This is a genomic window from Leptospira sanjuanensis, from assembly GCF_022267375.1.
Taxonomy (GTDB): Bacteria; Spirochaetota; Leptospiria; order Leptospirales; family Leptospiraceae; genus Leptospira; species Leptospira sanjuanensis.
Window position 1 is genome coordinate 1875908 of sequence record NZ_JAIZBH010000001.1, and the last position, 17089, is coordinate 1892996.

16 protein-coding genes and 2 tRNA genes are annotated in these 17089 nt (G+C 46.8%); 12 read left to right on the forward strand and 6 right to left on the reverse strand.

The annotated features are described in order from the left end of the window. Positions 1-4: 4 nt before the first annotated feature. The 4 genes from LFX17_RS08425 to LFX17_RS08440 all read right to left on the reverse strand — a co-directional run bounded on the left by LFX17_RS08425 (position 5) and on the right by LFX17_RS08440 (position 3208). A complete protein-coding gene (locus LFX17_RS08425) occupies positions 5-1276 on the reverse strand; it encodes an adenylate/guanylate cyclase domain-containing protein (RefSeq protein ID WP_238729861.1) in 1272 nt (423 codons plus the stop codon). A 1-nt stretch (position 1277) separates the two neighbouring features. Further along, positions 1278-1682, reverse strand: a complete 405-nt coding sequence (locus tag LFX17_RS08430; RefSeq protein ID WP_118956697.1) for a pyridoxamine 5'-phosphate oxidase family protein — start codon at positions 1680-1682, stop codon at positions 1278-1280. After that, positions 1679-2143 (reverse strand): hypothetical protein, encoded by a 465-nt coding sequence (locus LFX17_RS08435; RefSeq protein WP_238746064.1) that lies wholly within the window; start codon positions 2141-2143, stop codon positions 1679-1681. Before LFX17_RS08435 ends, LFX17_RS08430 begins: the two co-directional genes overlap by 4 nt. Positions 2144-2761: 618 nt before the next feature. Next, positions 2762-3208: a DUF4505 family protein gene (locus LFX17_RS08440; protein WP_238746066.1), complete on the reverse strand. Its 447-nt coding sequence runs from the start codon at positions 3206-3208 to the stop codon at positions 2762-2764. A 51-nt stretch (positions 3209-3259) separates the two neighbouring features. On the opposite strand from LFX17_RS08440, the gene LFX17_RS08445 reads away from it, so the two are divergent. Beyond that, positions 3260-3330: transfer RNA gene (locus LFX17_RS08445), tRNA-Cys, on the forward strand. Between the two features lie 15 nt (positions 3331-3345). Further along, positions 3346-3431: transfer RNA gene (locus LFX17_RS08450), tRNA-Leu, on the forward strand. A 16-nt stretch (positions 3432-3447) separates the two neighbouring features. Here the strand turns inward: LFX17_RS08450 and LFX17_RS08455 are convergent. Further along, positions 3448-5676, reverse strand: coding sequence for an O-antigen ligase family protein (locus LFX17_RS08455; RefSeq protein WP_238746068.1), 2229 nt, complete (start codon positions 5674-5676; stop codon positions 3448-3450). Positions 5677-5785: 109 nt separating this feature from the next. On the opposite strand from LFX17_RS08455, the gene LFX17_RS08460 reads away from it, so the two are divergent. From LFX17_RS08460 to LFX17_RS08500, 9 genes are all read left to right on the forward strand, one after another. Then, complete coding sequence (locus LFX17_RS08460) at positions 5786-6655, forward strand: glycosyltransferase family 2 protein (protein WP_238746070.1); 870 nt, start codon at positions 5786-5788, stop codon at positions 6653-6655. After that, the gene (locus tag LFX17_RS08465) at positions 6645-7421 is read left to right on the forward strand and encodes an LBBP_01157 family protein (RefSeq protein WP_238746072.1); all 777 of its coding nucleotides are present in this window, start codon (positions 6645-6647) and stop codon (positions 7419-7421) included. The genes LFX17_RS08460 and LFX17_RS08465 overlap by 11 nt, the downstream gene beginning before the upstream one ends. Then, a complete protein-coding gene (gmhA, locus tag LFX17_RS08470) occupies positions 7422-8009 on the forward strand; it encodes a D-sedoheptulose 7-phosphate isomerase (RefSeq protein ID WP_238746074.1) in 588 nt (195 codons plus the stop codon). 9 nt (positions 8010-8018) lie between these two features. Continuing rightward, entirely contained in the window at positions 8019-8786 is a 768-nt protein-coding gene (locus LFX17_RS08475) for an ATP-binding cassette domain-containing protein (RefSeq protein ID WP_238729868.1), read from the forward strand. 25 nt (positions 8787-8811) lie between these two features. Further along, a complete protein-coding gene (locus LFX17_RS08480) occupies positions 8812-10260 on the forward strand; it encodes an FHA domain-containing protein (RefSeq protein ID WP_238747725.1) in 1449 nt (482 codons plus the stop codon). A gap of 170 nt (positions 10261-10430) precedes the next feature. After that, on the forward strand, positions 10431-11828 hold the full coding sequence (gene leuC, locus LFX17_RS08485; protein WP_238729869.1) for a 3-isopropylmalate dehydratase large subunit: 1398 nt from the start codon (positions 10431-10433) through the stop codon (positions 11826-11828). 22 nt (positions 11829-11850) lie between these two features. Further along, positions 11851-12471, forward strand: a complete 621-nt coding sequence (gene leuD, locus LFX17_RS08490; RefSeq protein ID WP_238729870.1) for a 3-isopropylmalate dehydratase small subunit — start codon at positions 11851-11853, stop codon at positions 12469-12471. Positions 12472-12486: 15 nt separating this feature from the next. After that, positions 12487-13488, forward strand: coding sequence for a PLP-dependent cysteine synthase family protein (locus LFX17_RS08495; protein ID WP_238746076.1), 1002 nt, complete (start codon positions 12487-12489; stop codon positions 13486-13488). Then, complete coding sequence (locus LFX17_RS08500; protein WP_238746078.1) at positions 13485-15398, forward strand: AAA domain-containing protein; 1914 nt, start codon at positions 13485-13487, stop codon at positions 15396-15398. The genes LFX17_RS08495 and LFX17_RS08500 overlap by 4 nt, the downstream gene beginning before the upstream one ends. Before the next feature lie 318 nt (positions 15399-15716). On the opposite strand, the gene LFX17_RS08505 is transcribed toward LFX17_RS08500, so the two are convergent. Further along, positions 15717-16349: an NrsF family protein gene (locus LFX17_RS08505; RefSeq protein WP_238746080.1), complete on the reverse strand. Its 633-nt coding sequence runs from the start codon at positions 16347-16349 to the stop codon at positions 15717-15719. A 164-nt stretch (positions 16350-16513) separates the two neighbouring features. Here LFX17_RS08505 and LFX17_RS08510 point away from each other — a divergent pair, with 164 nt between their 5' ends. Next, positions 16514-17071, forward strand: a complete 558-nt coding sequence (locus LFX17_RS08510; RefSeq protein WP_238729874.1) for an RNA polymerase sigma factor — start codon at positions 16514-16516, stop codon at positions 17069-17071. Positions 17072-17089 lie beyond the last annotated feature (18 nt).

A 17089-nucleotide genomic window follows, 5' to 3' on the forward strand; every position in this document is an offset into this window, starting at 1 on the left:
GCCGTTAAGCGGGACTTTCGATCTTATATACTTTTACGGCCTGCGACTTTCCTTTTACCTTGACCTCGTCCAAAAATTCATGTTGAAATCGGTCCTTGTCTTTGAGCGATGCGATCGTGACTTCGCTCGCGATGATCGAACATTTGAATTCTTTCGTTAAACCTTCTACTCTGGAAGCCAAGTTCACGCTGTCTCCGATCACAGTTCCTTCCATGCGGTTTTCGTGCCCGATGATTCCGAGCATCAGATGTCCCGTATGAATACCGATTCCGATATCGATCGGATCCTGATTCTTTTCCTTTCGAAGTTCGTTGAATCGACGTAAGGCGCGCATCATAGCGAGAGAAGCTTCCACTGCGTCCTCGGCTCGCGAAGGAAAGATCGCCATGATCGCGTCTCCGATAAACTTATCGATAAACCCGTGGTGCTCTTTGATGACGGGCGCGATCATTCCCAAGTAATCGTTGATAAATCGAAAGTTTTCATTCGGCGTCATCGTTTCCGAAAGAGTCGTAAAACCACGAATGTCCGAGAACATAACGGTCATAAGACCTTCGGTTTGATCGGCAAGCTGCGTTTCCAGAATCGATCGTTTGCTCAAAAGAGAAAGGAGTTCTTTCGGAACGAAACGACTGTAAGCTTCGGATAATTGCTGCTGCGTATGATAGGCCGCGGCGTTTTCGATCGCGACCGCGATCTGATTTCCTACGATGCTCAAAATCATTTCGTCCAAAAGTTTGAACGCGTTGATTTCCGCGCTTTCCACTGCAAAGACGCCGAGCAACTTTTCCTTTACGAGAAGCGGAATCGCGATCTGACTCTTTGCGTCCTTTAATCCGGGAAGTTCGATTTTCTTTTCTTCCATTCCCAAAGATTGTCCGACCTGACCCGCATAGCGCATCTGCGTGCTGATTCCGACCATTCGCATGATCTTTCTTTTTTTTGCGACGACTCCGATCACACCTTTGCCGAATTCTACGGTAGCCCCGATTCCGCCTTCTTCGTAACCGCGGCTTGCTACCACCTTGAGAATTTCGGAATTTTCTTCGACCATCAGAATCATTGCGTGTTTGAACCCGAAAACCTCGTCCATAACTTTCATGATTCGTTCAAAAATTAGATCCAAATCCAGAGTGTTGAGGATTTCGGAGGAGATCGATTGAATGATCTCCACTTCTCTGGTTTTCCGGTTCAGCTTCTGGTTGAGTTCTTCGATTCCTTTTTGGTTCTCGACAAACTGCTTTTTGAAGTCTTCGATTTCCTGTTCGTTCGGCACGTTATGCTTCCTTCGCTTCCGAAAGAATTCTCGCGGAGCGTACCTCGAATATATCGGCCGCCTTCAACTTGAACACTTCGCTCATCCCCGACATGGATGCGATCGCTTCCAACTGCATTTCCATCGCGTCGAACAAATCGCCTTCGGTTTCGGTTCTTTGGTAGTAGATCTCTAAAATCCATGGTTCGAGGGTTTCGGGATTCAAAACCTGCAACATTGCGTAACGGTTTTCCACGGAATTGATATGCGTTTTCCCGAAAAATTGATTCGAGATCGCCACATGAGAAGAATCCACCTGATAGACTTGGCTTACGATGGTTGCGTTCGGAATCCCTTCCTTGGAAGAAGTTACCATGATGCTAGGAACGATTCCTTGAAGACAGGGTTGTAGTGTTTCCGGTATCATTTCAGTTTTTCCCCCGCTTTGGCTCCGGGCGATTGGTCGAAAAGTTCCGACAATTCGAATGTGATTGCGGTTGCGGGTTTAAGAATGTATTTTCCCCAGCCTTCCCCCGCCTTTGGTCCGAAGAACATCGCACTCGTTTCCGAGCCGGCGTTTCGAACGGCGGTCATGAGTTCGTAATCGGAGTCCACGCATTCGCTTTTACGGATTACGTTTCCTTTGAATTGTCTGGTTTGAAAGGAAGACATGTGTGCGACCGTAACGGCGATTTGTCCGTTGTCCTCTATGTCTTTCAGACATTGTGATACGACGACGTTCGGAATCAGAACGGTCATTTGTTTCTGATTTTCTTCGAGTCGAATTCCGAATCCTCTTGCGAAATGCGGTCTTCGTTCTCCATCTCGCGTCGCTACGCTGATGGATAAGGGGCCGATGAGATCGCCCATATCTTCTTGAGATAACATTCTTTAATAATTTCCTCCGATGAAAAGGTGATTCACAATTCTTGGCAAATGAAAATCTGCAAGCAGAATTGAAGATTGAAATCCCGTGACTCTGAAATTTATATTCAATAATTATAAATTACTATTTTAGATTGAATTTCTATTTTTAGGAATCCGCTCAGGATTAAATTCGAATTTTAAATTTGATCCTTGGGTTATAGTTTGGAGTTTTATAATCTTTCTGTGGAACATATTCTTTGCTCCCCGATGTTTGTTGTGTTACGCTGAGACCTCTTGTTTGGCGTTGAAAGAGGAAGGGACTAATCCGTTCTATTGCTTCGCTTTAAAAGAGAGAAGCATTCTTTTGTTTGTTCAATCGGCGGTGCCTTTGTATTCGGAAATAAAATCGAAATTGAAAGAAAATCCTAATGGAGTGAACTAAAGAAGGGCGTTTCTTTATGCAAGAATTGCGCGATCTACTTAGATTTTGAAATGTAAGAACGGCTAAAATCTGCTTTGATTTTGAAATTCTAATCAAAACCCGCTTCGACGATGTTATACAATCCGTAATTGCTGAAATCGTCTGGGCTTAGTTTGATTGTTTTGACATTGTGCTGAAAATGAATTTCCCGTTACGATTCAGTGAGAATCCTCTTTTGAGATCAAAAAGTTTTTTCCTTCGTATTCCAGGAAAAGTTGATTCTCTCGCTGTAAAATTCGTTTGGAAAATTCGAGAAGAAGTTCGGAAGAAAAAGAACCCCATTCGTCGAGAGGGGCGGGATGAGCGAGCGACTCGTGAAAGACCTTGAGATTCTCCGGTTGAAACGAAACGGAATGACTCGGGGAATAGTAGAGATTTCCGTTTTCCAATTTTCGAAATACGAAAATCGTCGTCGCAGGTTGTATGAAATTCCATTCTCCGTTGCAAACGGAAAGGAACGGATACTCGGAATGTTCGCCCGTGTCGTTCTTTCGGATTCTTTCTATAAAAAAATCCAGAAACGCGGGATCCTTGAGTTCTGAAAAATCGTGGAAGAGTCTTCCTCGTCCGTCGATCCGATAAAAATAGGTTCTTCTTTGCCTCATATGGACTTTTCTATTGACACTGATCTTTCCCTTAAAATCATACCCTATAACGGCGTCGTGGCCAAGTGGTAAGGCATGGCTCTGCAAAAGCTTGATCCCCGGTTCGAATCCGGGCGACGCCTCACTGTTTTGTATCTGCCTGGATGGTGGAATGGTAGACACCCAGGACTTAAAATCCTGTGCGAGCAATCGCGTGCGAGTTCGAGTCTCGCTCCAGGTACCAACGGTTTTTTCTTCCTCTATTGCGGCAACGGAAGCACCGTATCGCAAATCTTCCCAAAATACAGTTTCGGAAATTCGATCGGTTTTCCCGTTTCAAAACCGGAAAAACGGATTCTATAATCGCGGAAAAAAACTTCGTTCGGAAATTCCCGGGGAGTCGTCTCGAGAAGTCCTCCGCCTACCAGGATCGGATTTTCTCCGCTTTTTAATGCGACATGGATCGTAAACAGATCCGCTTCTCCGTGCGCCCAGTAGAGCCGGTCTTGATCGAAAGAATCCCGAGATACGATCGTGATCTCCGCGGTTTTGGGAGAATTCTTCGGAGTTTCCGGAAGAAAAATCGTAAAGCTAAACGGTGTTCTGCGAGGAAGAGGCGGATTCGGATATCGGTGCGTTAGACAACCTTCCACCTGGAACGGAAGAGAAGCCTGCTCTATACCGAGCCCCGAGGGAACAAAGACAAATCGTCCTGAACCGAAAGCCGAATCGTCCGGGTGGGAAGGCGAAGTGTCGTCGTCGGCGCCGCTCGAATCCCGATTTAAGATCGATTCGGGCGCATTTCTGAAAGATTCGAATTTTAGAATATTCTTTTGTACTTCTTTAATCAGCGCGGGTTCGGAAGAACGAACTCTTCGGTTATAAACTTCCAGCGGTTCCAAATACAAACGAGGAATCCAAAACAACCAATAGAGAAGAATCGGAACGCCGATCGACGCGAGAATCTGAACGAGAAAAAGTCGGTTTTTGTAGATCCAGGAGAAAAGATCAACACTTCCGAACGATGGAGATACGCTTAGAATCGGCGGGGATGTTTCCTCCGTGCCGAAAATCGATCCCGTCGTTTCCCGCGGATCGGAAAGCGTCGACACTCGATTCGAAACGGAGCTGGAATCCTTCGGATGGACTATCGCGAGCCGTCCTCCCAAAAAGATTCCGCAAAACACGAAAAAGGGAAGAACCACCTCGTCGTCCAAAAGATAACACTGAAAGAATCCGGCCGGAAACAGGCTTAAAATTCCGATCGCCAAAATCGGAATTCCTTGTATGGAAGAGTAATCGGAACGAAAGAAGTTCGAGAACATTCTTCCCCAAAACAGAAGAAACAATAGGACCGCGAAAATTCCGCCGGTGGTAAAAAAATGCAGAAGATCGTTGTGCGCGTGTCCTCTCGGAGTGATATACAGTTCATACCAAAGTTGTTCGTTCGCTTGAATCATCTTTGCGGATTCTTTCCAATGGGAATCCTTGTAATTGCCTCCGCCGACTCCCGCAAACCAATGTTCTCGAATCAATGGAATCGTGTTTTTATAGATGTAATATCGCTGATTTTCCGTATTATGAACTTCGAATATTTGAGAAATCGATCTTTGGATCAGCCAATTGGTTCGGAATAAATATCCCGCCGAAATCAAAACGCCGAGTAAAACCAGTCCGGTCGCAATTCTTTTGCGTACGGAAAAATTCGGGAGATTTTTTCGGATCCCAAAGGTTCCTTTTACCAGAAGAAAGAACAACGTCACAAAAACTCCGAGCCAAACCGATCGGCTTTGGTTGAAAAATAAGATTCCAAATCCTGCAAATACCAAAAGGGTTTTGAAAAACAGCGTTAAATCCCGTTTCCTTTTTACGGACTGAAACCAATCCACGAAAAGTCCGGGTAGGAAGATTCCCAAAAGACCTCCGAACGTAAGGTGCGTGTTCATCATTCCGAGGGGAAGATAGAGTTTGATCGGACCGACGTTCCCCGAAAAATGTTGAAGGCGATCGCCGGGCGCGTAGCGAAATCCGTTGGCGACGAATTTCCCGATTCGTATTTCGGAAAATAAACTGATGCAGCCCAACAGAATCGCGATCGAAGCGGACGCGAAGAGAAATCGTTTCAAAACGATTTGGTTCTTTTCTTTAGAAGCCACCAGAAACGAAGCGGGAAACAAAAGAAGCATCCAAAAATCTCCAAACTCGGATTGTTTTAGAAACTTTTGAAAGAAAGGGGAGAAGCGATCCGCGTGCCAAAGGGAAGAGACAAAAAGGCAAAGATAAATTCCGAAAAAAAGCAAAAACGGAATTCGAATTCGTTTCCAGGTTGTACAGGATTCTGAGTCGAGAAAGAACAAGGGATAGGCGGATGCGATCGTAAGTCCTCCGAAAATCTGAGAGACACTGACGGATTGAGGAAAGCTCAAAAGAAATAATCCGAGAGAAACCAAGGACAGAGTTTGGAGTACGTTTGTGATCCGTTCTTTCAATTGAATGCCCCCGAAGATCGTTTCATTTTCCCTTAAAAAAACCAATGACAGAGAAAGAATTCATTCTACCATTAGAAAAAAGAACCGGTTCCGGGAATCAATCGAACAGATGGGAAAATCAATTCCAGCAAAGAAAAAGAAAGCACAAAAAAAAACGGAAGCCCCTTCCGCTCTGATGGGAAAAAAACTTTCGGTCGCCATCATCACTTACAACGAAGAACGCAACATCGGAGATTGTATCCGTTCCTGCATCGACATAGCCGATGAGATCGTCGTCTTAGATTCGATCAGCACGGACGCCACCGAAAAGATTTCGAAGTCTTTTCCTTCCGTCCGGTTTTATAAACAAAAATTCAAAGGTCACATCGAACAGAAGAACGACGCGATCTCTCTTTGCAAATACGATTGGATTCTTTCTTTGGATGCGGACGAACGGGTTTCACCGGAACTGAAGAATTCGATTCTTACTTTCAAACAAAAACCGGACGACGGAGATCTCGGCGGTTTGCAGGTTTCCCGTTTGACCTTTCACATGGGAAGATTTATCCGTTACGGCGGTTGGTATCCTCAATATCGATATCGCATCTTCCGCAAAGGTCAGGCCGTTTGGGTCGGGGAAAATCCTCACGACTATATCAGCATCGAAGGAAACGGAAGCAGGATTCACGGCGACATCATTCACTACAGTTTTACGGATCTCGCCCATCAAGTGAACACGATCAATCAGTTCTCCTCGATCGTAGCCTACACGAGACAAAGAAAGGGAAAGAAGTTTTCCGTTCTTCGAACGATCTACAAACCGTTTTCCAAGTTCGTGGAAACGTATTTTTTTAAGTTCGGATTTTTGGACGGGTTTCCCGGTTGGGTCATCGCGGTTTCCTCGGCATATTCCACGTTCTTAAAGGACGCGAAACAATACGAGCTTCAGAAAGGAATCACGGAACGACCTTCCAACGTAAAATCGAGTTATGGTAATTAAGTCGTTTTTCGCAAAACTCCTTTCCTTTTTTCGAAGAAAAAAACGGAAGAAAGGTTCCGACGAAGAAGAAACGCTTCCGGTTCGGGAAAGTTACGGTTACAAACGCGAACTCGCGGAACTGCGGGAAAAGGCGGATCGTTTCTTCGTCACCCGAAAGAAAACGGGCGGTCTCGTTCACGAAACGAAATATTATAAACTTCTAAAGAACGGTCCGAAACTTTTCCGTCTCGAAGGAAAGGAAAAATCCGGAAGGGAATATTCCCTCGTCGTTTCGACCGGAAATTTTTTGAGCCTGCAAGGGGAGAAGATTTCAGGAGTCGTTGTGATTCCCGAAGCGGAGTTGAACCGAATTCTTTCCTACGAACATTCCGACTTAAAAAGCGTATTTTCCCGATTTCAACCCGAAGGAATCGACGAAGACCTGAAAGTTTTATACGGAGAATCCGCTTCTTCCCAAGAAACGTGGAAGGACTTTTACAACTGGGAACCGTTTTGGAAACAGCAGATTTTTATTCGTCTGAAACCGAGTATTGTCGCCGTACTTCTTGTGTATATGGGACCGGAGTTCGAACAATTCTTTCAGTCTAATTCTACAAAGCGGCTCAAGAGCATCGTCTCGGACGAACTTTATTTTTTGAATGTGAGCGGAAATCAAAAGGAGAATTCTCCGTATACGGAAAATCTTTCCTTACAGGATTTCGAAAAGGCAAAGAGGGAATTCTTTCAAGTGCTCGAACAGATCCGTAAAAAAAGAGGAAGCAACTAGATGGATATTAAGGAAATCACTCTCGGACAAATCCGGGATTCCGTAGCCACCAAACAGAAATGTATCGATACGATCTTGGACGATATAACCAAGGCGGGAGAAATCGTTTCCAAGGTTTTACAAACAGGAAACACCGTCTTTCTGTGCGGAAACGGAGGTTCCTCCTGCGACGCGTCCCATATCGCGGCGGAGCTCGTTGTTCGATACAAATCCGGAAACGAAAGAAAGGCTTTGCCGGCTCTTTCTCTTTCCGCGGATTCGGCGGTGTTGACCGCTTGTTCGAACGACTACGGATACGAAGACGTATTCGCGAGACAGATCGAAGCCTTCGGAAAAAAAGGGGATCTGCTCATCGGACTTTCCACGAGCGGAAATTCCAAAAACGTTTTGCTCGCGCTGGAAAAGGCGAAAACCAGAGGTTTGAAAACCATATCGTTGTTAGGCGGAGACGGCGGAAAGATGAGGAACCTTTCGGATCTGGACGTAATCGTTCCGAGCAACGTGACCGCGAGAATCCAGGAATCCCATATTTTAATCGGACATATCCTTTGCAGCATCGTGGAATACAATTTGTTCAAAATGGAATGACGCCGATTCGTGATTTCTCCCGTAATTGAAATTTCCAATCTGAAGGTTTCGACACCGGGTCATCATATTCTCAAAGGAATCGATTTCACTTTAAAAGAGGGAGAGGTTCATTGTATCGTGGGCGAATCCGGAAGCGGTAAGTCCACGTTCGCGTCCTGCCTATTGGGAATGACGGACAAGGAACTCTTTCAAAGGTCCGATCGTTTTTCGTTGTTAGGTCAGGACGCGCGGTACCTCACCGAAAGGGAATGGCAGGTTCTCCGCGGAAAAAAAATCGCCTTGGTTCCTCAGAACCCGATCTGGGGTTTTCATCCGTATCGAAAAACCGGTTTGCAGATGATCGAAGCGTTTTCGCTGACCAATCCTTCCGTCGCTCACAAGAAGGAAATTTTACCTCTCCTCGATTCGATCCAGATTCACGATCCGGAAAAAGCCTTTGTATCGCTGCCCGGCCATCTTTCCGGAGGGGAAAGACAGAGAATTCTGATTCTTTTGGCGGTTTATTCCGGCGCTAGAATTGTCGTCGCCGACGAACCTACGGCCGCCCTCGACTCGATCAGCGAGGTGGAAGTCCTCAAACTTCTTCTAAAATTTAGAAAGGAAAGGGGACTTTCCGTCATTTTTATCACGCACGAAATCTCCATCGTCCGCGCCATAGCCGATACTATAAGTATCCTCTATCAGGGAGAATGGGCCGAAGTTCTGACAAGACCGCAAACCGGAGAATGGAAACTCCGTTCCGCTTACGGAAAAAAACTGTTTGAACAAGGGGCCTGATCTATAAGATAGTCGAGTGCGAACGATGGGTTATGCGGTTCTCCTAACACTGATTTTATTTTTCACGCCGCTCTGGGCGCAGAAATCTCCGTTTATCATGGAAGAAGCGGACACCTCTTCCTTTCCGTCGATTCGACTTTCGATCCGAGACAAAAAGCAGTTTCCTTTGGAACGGGAGAATTTTCTGATCCGTGAATCCAGAGGATCGGAAACCCGCACCGTTCTCCGGCCGAAGGTTTTTCGTAAAGAAGGAAGTCTCCCCGTACATTCCGTTTTTCTAATTCAATCCGGAACTTCTCTGGAAGAAAACAACTTCAACACGCGCTTTTTACAAAAGGTCGTGCAGGCTTCCGGAGAGGAGGACCATTTCAGTTTTATCTTTTTTTCGGACGATCTGCTCGTAGTAGAAAAGGACTTGGATCGTCAAGCGGCTCTTGCAAAAGCCCGCGTCCCGGGTTCTCTTAGCAATCGAAACACCGGAACCAATTTGGATCTCGTATTTCAAAAAGTGAATGCGATTTTAACGAGGGAATCCTATCTTTCGCTTCTTGTTTCCGACAACGAGTATAAACTTCCTCCCGGACTCAGACAAGGTTTGTCCACATCCGGTCTTCCCTTGCAAGTGATCGGTAGACGCAATTTTTCCAACTTCGAACTCGTTCGGATTTACGGCGGAGAATTCTACGATGTGGAATCTCAGGACTTTCTTTCTAAGTTTTTAACGGATCTCGAATACTTTCACAAACATCCCGCCGAGATTCAGTACGATTCTCCCTTTCAAAACGATTTTTGGAAAGGAGAAGGGGATTTTATTCGGGGAGATTGGGAATCTTCCAAGGGAGGGAAATTCACGTACACATACAAACCCGGCGTCAGCAAACAGCTTCGATTCGTATTTTTGAGCCCGGGTGTATTTTTACCCACGATCGGATTTCTGCTCATTCTTACTTTGATCGGTCTTTTGCTTTTGTTCCGTAAGGAAAGAGACGCGGACGAGCCTTCCGACCCAAGTGGTGGAGAAGCGGAACGCCGCTTTCACGCGCGCGGTGAAGAACGGGAAGTCTATCAAAGAATGTATGGGGATCAGTTTCATTCTTCCCCGTATGCGAATCCGGAAGGGGTTTACGTTTCCCGTTCCTTGCCGGTGAGCGAAACCGAATTCGATGCGGCCGAAGCCTACGATCTTGCGACTCTGATTCAAAAAGAAGGACGTTCTCCCGGAAAACAGGTTCCGATCCGTAAGGCCGAAACCACTCTCGGCAACGGGGAATTTTCAGACGTCCAGGTCGCCGATCCAGGGGTCAGTAAACTGCACGCTAGAATCCGCAAGATCAAAAACCGTTTCGTATTGTATGATCTGATTTCCGACGGCGGAACATATTTAAACGGAAAGAAAATTCTCCGTCCGCGCGTGTTGTATGATTTCGACGAGATCAGCCTCGGCAAAACGGTCTACGTTTTTCGAGCTCGTTAAAAGTTTCGATCTTCCAAATCCATTCTACTTCGCTTAAAATAGATCCGGGTAGACGAAAAGACCCGATTTCCCAACGATGGAAATTCAGGCGGATGTCCTTTCTCAATTGCGAGAAAAAAATCCAATCCACAAAGTCCGAAAGAATTTCTTTCGGGGAGAATTAGAATCCAATGAAGACAATGTTCGAAAAAATCTGGGAAGACCATCTGGTTGGAGAACTGGATGCGGGATCGTATTTAATTTATATCGATCGTCATCTCATTCACGAAGTTACAAGCCCCCAGGCTTTCGAAGGACTCAAACTCGCGGGCAGAAAAGTCCGCCGTCCCGAGGCGACTTTTGCCACTATGGATCATAACGTATCCACTCGCACTCGGGATCTCAGCCTCGCCGATCCGATTTCCGCGATTCAGATGCAGACCTTAAAAAAGAACTGCGACGAAAACGGAATCCGTCTTTACGACTTTCAAAATCCGGATCAAGGAATCATTCACGTGATCGCTCCCGAGATGGGTTTGACTCATCCGGGGATGACGATCGTCTGCGGAGATTCTCATACGTCCACACACGGCGCGTTCGGCGCGCTCGCGTTTGGGATCGGAACCAGCGAAGTGGAACACGTTCTCGCGACCCAAACCCTCGTTCAAAAAAGAGCGAAAACGATGGAGATCCGCGTAGACGGAAAACTTTCCGATAAGGTCACCGCGAAGGACATTATTCTCGCGATCATCGGTAAGATCGGGACAGCCGGTGCGACCGGTTACGTGATCGAGTATCGGGGTTCCGCGATCCAAGCCCTCAGCATGGAAGCGAGAATGACGATCTGCAACATGTCGATCGAGGCCGGTGCAAGAGCGGGACTGATCGCTCCGGATGAAATCACGTTCAATTATATCAAAGGAAAAGACTTCGCACCGAAGGGAGCGGAATGGGATCTCGCGGTGAAGAAGTGGAAACACTACGTGACCGACGAAGGCGCCAAGTTCGACACGACCGTAATTCTTCACGCGGATGAAATCGCACCGATGGTGACCTGGGGAACTTCTCCGAGCCAAGTCGTTTCCGTCAAAGGAACCGTTCCGAGCCCGAGCGACGCGACCGATCCGATCGACAAGATCGGAATCGAATCCGCGCTCAAATACATGGGTTTAACTCCCGGTGAAAAGATCGAAGACATTACGATCAATAAAGTATTCATCGGTTCCTGCACCAATTCCAGAATCGAAGACTTAAGAGCCGCGGCGGCGACGATCAAAGGAAAACAAGTTTCTTCCAAGGTGCAAGCGATCGTGGTTCCCGGTTCGGGAAGAGTCAAACGCCAAGCGGAACAGGAAGGTTTAGATAAGATCTTTACAGCGGCCGGTTTTGAATGGAGAAATCCGGGTTGTTCCATGTGTCTCGCGATGAACGACGACGTTCTCGAACCGGGCGACCGTTGCGCTTCCACTTCGAACCGAAACTTCGAAGGTCGTCAAGGAAAAGGCGGAAGAACGCATCTCGTAGGACCGGAAATGGCGGCGGCCGCGGCGATCGAAGGCCGATTCGTAGACATCCGAAACTGGAAATAATCGATAGGAATATAAGAATATTATGAAACCTTTTACTGTATTGAACGGCGTCGCGGCTTTACTCGATAGACCGAACGTCGACACGGATCAGATCATTCCGAAACAATTCTTAAGAAAGATCGAACGCACCGGATTCGGAGTTCATCTCTTTCACGACTGGAGATATTTGGACGACGCGGGAACAAAACCGAATCCCGAATTCTCCCTGAATCAGGAACGATACAAGGGCGCTTCCGTTCTCGTCACCAGAGACAACTTCGGATGCGGTTCTTCCAGAGAGCATGCACCTTGGGCGCTGGAAGACTACGGGTTTCGTTCGATCATCGCTCCTTCCTATGCGGATATCTTTTTCAACAACTGCTTTAAGAACGGAATGCTTCCGGTGATTCTCAAGTCGGAGGAAGTGGAGGAACTTTTTCAGGCAGTTTCGTCTAACGTTGGCGCAAAAATCCAAATCGATCTGGACAAACAAACCGTCACCGGACCGACCGGAAAAGTATACTCTTTCGAGGTGGATTCTTTCCGGAAATACTGTCTTTACAACGGACTCGACGATATCGGTCTGACCTTGAAACAGGAAAGTAAGATCGGGGAGTTTGAAAAAAAGCAGAAAGAAGTTGAACCTTGGTTGTACGCTATATAATTCTGCCGAAAACCTATGTTTGATGAAATATCCCGTTCGATAGACGAGTTTGGAAATAGTTTCCTAGGCGCGCTGAACAACATTCAGAAATCTTTTGGACGGGAGCTCAGCGTAGCGAAACCCGTAAAAGAAACGATTCTACAGATGATCGGAAACACTCCGCTCATCCGATTGAATCAGATCGGTTCTCATATCCCCAACGTGGAGTTCTATCTCAAAGCTGAATTCTGCAATCCTACCGGCTCCGTAAAAGACAGAACCGCATTGTCCATGCTTCTTTCCTCAGAACGAAGGGGAGAATTAAAACCCGGAGGACAAGTGATCCAACCGGGATACAACACGACCGCGATCAGTCTCGCGTGGATCTGCACGATTCGTCAGTATAAGTTTCGTTGTCTCGTGGCGAGCGATACCGATCCGCAAAAGATCAAGGACTTACAAACCTTCGGCGCGCACGTGGACATCGTTCCCGAAGCGAAGGGGAACTGGGACGACGCTCTTTTAAAAAAAGCAAAAGAACTCAAAGAGAAAGAAAAGAACACCGTCATTCTAAACGAATACAAGGATATGGCGAACACAAACGCACATTTCCTTTTTACGGGGCCCGAAATCTGGAGAGATCTCAGCGGAAACGTGGACGCGTTTATTGCGGGCGGCGGTTCCGGCGGATCGATATCCGGTGTCGGAAGATTTTTAAAATCCAAGAAGTCCTCCGTTCGTGTCATCATGGGTGTCAGCCAAAAATCCAGATTTATTCGTAAGATGGTGCAACACGAATCCGGAATTCATTTACCCGAGTCCTTTGATCCGAAAATCGTAGACGAATATGTCGGGGTGGATCGGGAACAAGCGCTTTTATATCAATCCGATCTCTATCAAAAAGAAGGAATCTTCGCGGGACAAACCACGGGAACGACTCTTGCGAGCGCGATCCGGTTTGCGGAAGGGCTTCCTACAAGAGACGACCAAAAATCTCAGGTCTACCGCATCGTAGTCCTTTCTCCGGACCGGTTTTGAAAGAACAGAAATTCTCCGATTCCCTTGCGGAGTTGGAGTTCGTTCGAACCGAGTTGGAGCGGGAGAAAAAAGAAGAGGATTCCCTCTTTTCCAAAGACTGGCTTTCGCGTGCCTTGCAGGATCGAGTTCAACTCGGGATCACGTTATATCCTCTTGTCTACGAAGAACAATCTCTCGGAAGGGAAGGAAGTTGGATTCTGACCTTTCGTTTTCCCGATCAGGAAGAATATCCCGCCAAGTTTCAGTCCGGTGCGCCCGTTCAAATCGGAAAGAACGAGGATCGAGCTCGAGCAATATTAGTTTCTTTGCATAAAGAAAGGATCCGGATCGCGATCGACGAGGTTCCCGAATGGGTGGAAGAAGGAAAGTGCTTTTTGGATCTTTTGCCCGACGAAACCTCTTATAAGGAAATGTTTTCCGCGTTAGACGTCCTATCCGCAGCGACCAAGGGAACGCGTTTGTACGTAAATCGAGAGTTACTGCTCGGATATGGAAAGCCCGATCCGATCGCACTTCGAGACGGGGATCGTTCCCGCGTTTTAGGAAGAATGACAGGAACTTTGAACGAATCCCAAAAAAACGCCGCGCTCCACGCGGTTCTTACCGAAGACGTGACGATCATCCACGGTCCTCCTGGGACCGGAAAAACGACAACGTTAACCGAAATTGTAAGTCAAATCGTAGCGGAAGAAAAGACGGTTCTCGTTTCCGCGCCGACTCATTCCGCTTGCGATCTATTGGTGGAATCGATTACGGAGCGGGGAATTCCCGTTCTACGTCTCGGGCATCCCGCCCGAATCAGCGAAGCCGCTCTACATACGACCCTCGACTACAAACTATTTCATCATCCCGACGGAAAATTGTTAAGCGAATACAGAAAGGATGTCATTGAAATTTCCAAACAGGCGAAAAAGTTCAAACGCAACTTCGGTGAAAAGGAAAGGGAAGAACGGAAGAATCTGTTTGCGGAAGTAAAAGAACTCAAGAAAACGATTCGATCCATGGAAAAAGGATTGGTGGACAGTTTGATTTCCTCTCATTCCGTGATCGTTTCCACGCCGGTCGCGTCCGCAAAAACGGTGCTCGAAGGAAGAAACTTCGACTTTTGCGTGTTAGACGAATCTTCGCAGGCGCTCGAACCCGCGGCGTGGATTCCGATCCTGAAATCGGATCGTGTGATTTTGGCGGGAGATCATAAGCAGCTTCCCCCGACCTTGTTTTCGGAAAAGAATTCTCTCGAACTGACGCTGTTTGAAAAGGCTGCGGAACGATTGGAAACTTCCGGTCGCGTATTTTTGCTCGACACGCAATATCGAATGAAGGACGAAATCGCCGCGTTTCCTTCTCGGGAATTTTACGGAAATAATTTGCGATCGGGTCGTCCGGAAGAGGAACGAGGTTCCACGTTTCCGGAAACATTCCCTTTTTTGAATGCGTTTCAGTGGATCGACACGGCCGGAACAGACAGCGAGGAAATCGCGGTAGACGACAGTCTTACCAATCCATTCGAAGCGGATCTTCAGGTTCGCCTGTGTGAGTCGCTCAAGGAAAACGACTGGTCCGAGGAGGAGATTACGATTCTTTCTCCCTATCGAGCGCAGGTTCGATTGATATCCGAAAAATTGAAAGAAGCCGGTTTTACCAAGATTAGCGTATCCACGATCGATTCGTTTCAAGGACGGGAGAATCGTTGTATTCTTCTCGGGTTTGTTCGTTCCAACACGGAAGGCCGCTCGGGTTTTTTAAAAGAATCCAGAAGGATCAACGTCGGGATGACTCGCGCACGCGATCTGCTTTTGTGCATCGGAGATAGTTCTACTTTGTCGGAAGATCCGTTTTTATCAAAGTTGATTCAATTTGCGGAAGCAAAGGAAGTGTTCCGAACGGCATGGGAATTTCGCGACCCGTAGAGAGCGAAATTGCCGTAGATGGCGGAGCCGTAATCGTAGGCTCTTTGCGTAGCAAAGATCATACCTGTAGAGAGCGAAATTGCCGTAGATGGCGGAGCCGTAATCGTAGGCTCTTTGCGTAGCAAAGATCATTACCCGTAGAGAGCGAAATTGCCGTGTTTAAATATCAAAGGTTCCGACAGAGAAGCCGGATTTCACTTTACAAAAGTAGAATTTTCTGATAGAGAAAAATTTGCCGAGGTCTTCCCACGAACCCGCCTCCACCACCCAATTTGGGTGGGGCCGCGCCCTTTCACGGTAGACTTTGTCGGAACTCGACTACCACTTTAGAATCTTCTTAAATACGAAAAAGCCGAAAAAGAACAATCCAACGCTCGTAGTAACGTGCGAAAACAGAATGTGAAACGAGGATTGATCCGAACAAACAAACTTCAAACAAAAGTTCGCAAGCGCCAAGCTAAACACCGAAAGAATCGCCGCAGCCAGGACGGGATTTCCCGGTTTACCGCCTTTCAAAACGTAAATTCCGCTCCCCGCCAGAAGAATGCTGGAAAGAAAAAGAATCGACCAGCAACGCCCGACATGCGAATGAATTTCATGATTTGCAAATACGTCCCAGGCGAATAATCCGACCGAATATATGATCCACAAAAACGCGAGAAGAATAGGAATGCGCGCCGACTTGGAAAAGGATTCTTCCGGAAAACGAAGTTGGGATAAGATCCAAAATGAATACGACGCGATGAGAGCGATCCATAAAAAATCAGGAAACAAGGAAGGAATGTGAACGAAACGACTCGTAACCGGATGCAGAGAAAGAAGATATAAAACGAGTGTAACCGCGAGGATCGGACCTAAAATCGCGAACCAATTCCACGCGCTTCGTCGTGTTGGAGTTTCCGCCGCCATTCTTTGAATCAAGGATTCGGTTGTTTCTTCTTTGCGAGTCATTTATTTGCGTACTATCTTCGGAAATTTTCCAATTTTCAAGAATGGTTGGACAATAAATTCTTCCCCGTGCAAACTGGAAGGAATCGATTTCAGCTCGTAGTCAACGCATTCCAAATCGAAGGACCGTTTGTTTTACTATTCGAAGGTTCCAAGCAGTTAGTTACATGTCAGCTAAAAAAGAAATCTGGGAAGAATGTTCCGTTCTCATCCGCAAGGCAAGGGAAGGAGATCAGAGTTCCTATGAAAAATTCTTACGGCTCGTAACGGGAATTCTCCGGTCCTATCTCATACCCAGAATCGGCAACGCCGAAGATCGGGAAGATCTGGTTCAGGAAATTTTAATCGGACTACACAAAGCCCGCGATTCTTACCGGGAGGACCGTCATCCGGCTCCTTGGGTTTTCGCCATCGCACGTTACAAAACCATCGATTTTCTCAGAAAGAAAAAAGTCGGAGACCGGACGTTCACCACGGACAACCTAGAATTTTTCGCTTCTCCCGAACCGGTGGAGGAAGAAGAACCGGAAAAGGCCCGCGAAATTTTGAGGGAATGGCTGAACATACTCGACGAAAGGCAAAAGCAGATTCTCACTCATTTGAAACTGGATGGGATGAGCGTTCGCGAAGTTTCGGAACGGACCGGACTTTCCGAATCGAACATCAAGGTCATCACGCACAGAGCGGTTCAAAAGATTCGAAAGCATTTTTCACTCGATCTTTGACAAAGTCGTTCTTCAAAG

Excerpts from the sequence above, each read along its gene's own strand:
- LFX17_RS08460 (WP_238746070.1), top strand. The coding sequence starts at position 5,786 with ATGGGAAAATCAATTCCAGCAAAGAAAAAGAAAGCACAAAAAAAAACG.
- LFX17_RS08510 (WP_238729874.1), top strand. The coding sequence starts at position 16,514 with ATGTCAGCTAAAAAAGAAATCTGGGAAGAATGTTCCGTTCTCATCCGC.
- LFX17_RS08505 (WP_238746080.1), bottom strand. The coding sequence starts at position 16,349 with ATGACTCGCAAAGAAGAAACAACCGAATCCTTGATTCAAAGAATGGCG.
- leuD (WP_238729870.1), top strand. The coding sequence starts at position 11,851 with ATGAAACCTTTTACTGTATTGAACGGCGTCGCGGCTTTACTCGATAGA.
- LFX17_RS08480 (WP_238747725.1), top strand. The coding sequence starts at position 8,812 with ATGGGTTATGCGGTTCTCCTAACACTGATTTTATTTTTCACGCCGCTC.
- LFX17_RS08495 (WP_238746076.1), top strand. The coding sequence starts at position 12,487 with ATGTTTGATGAAATATCCCGTTCGATAGACGAGTTTGGAAATAGTTTC.
- gmhA (WP_238746074.1), top strand. The coding sequence starts at position 7,422 with ATGGATATTAAGGAAATCACTCTCGGACAAATCCGGGATTCCGTAGCC.
- LFX17_RS08465 (WP_238746072.1), top strand. The coding sequence starts at position 6,645 with ATGGTAATTAAGTCGTTTTTCGCAAAACTCCTTTCCTTTTTTCGAAGA.
- LFX17_RS08430 (WP_118956697.1), bottom strand. The coding sequence starts at position 1,682 with ATGATACCGGAAACACTACAACCCTGTCTTCAAGGAATCGTTCCTAGC.
- leuC (WP_238729869.1), top strand. The coding sequence starts at position 10,431 with ATGAAGACAATGTTCGAAAAAATCTGGGAAGACCATCTGGTTGGAGAA.
- LFX17_RS08435 (WP_238746064.1), bottom strand. The coding sequence starts at position 2,143 with ATGTTATCTCAAGAAGATATGGGCGATCTCATCGGCCCCTTATCCATC.
- LFX17_RS08440 (WP_238746066.1), bottom strand. The coding sequence starts at position 3,208 with ATGAGGCAAAGAAGAACCTATTTTTATCGGATCGACGGACGAGGAAGA.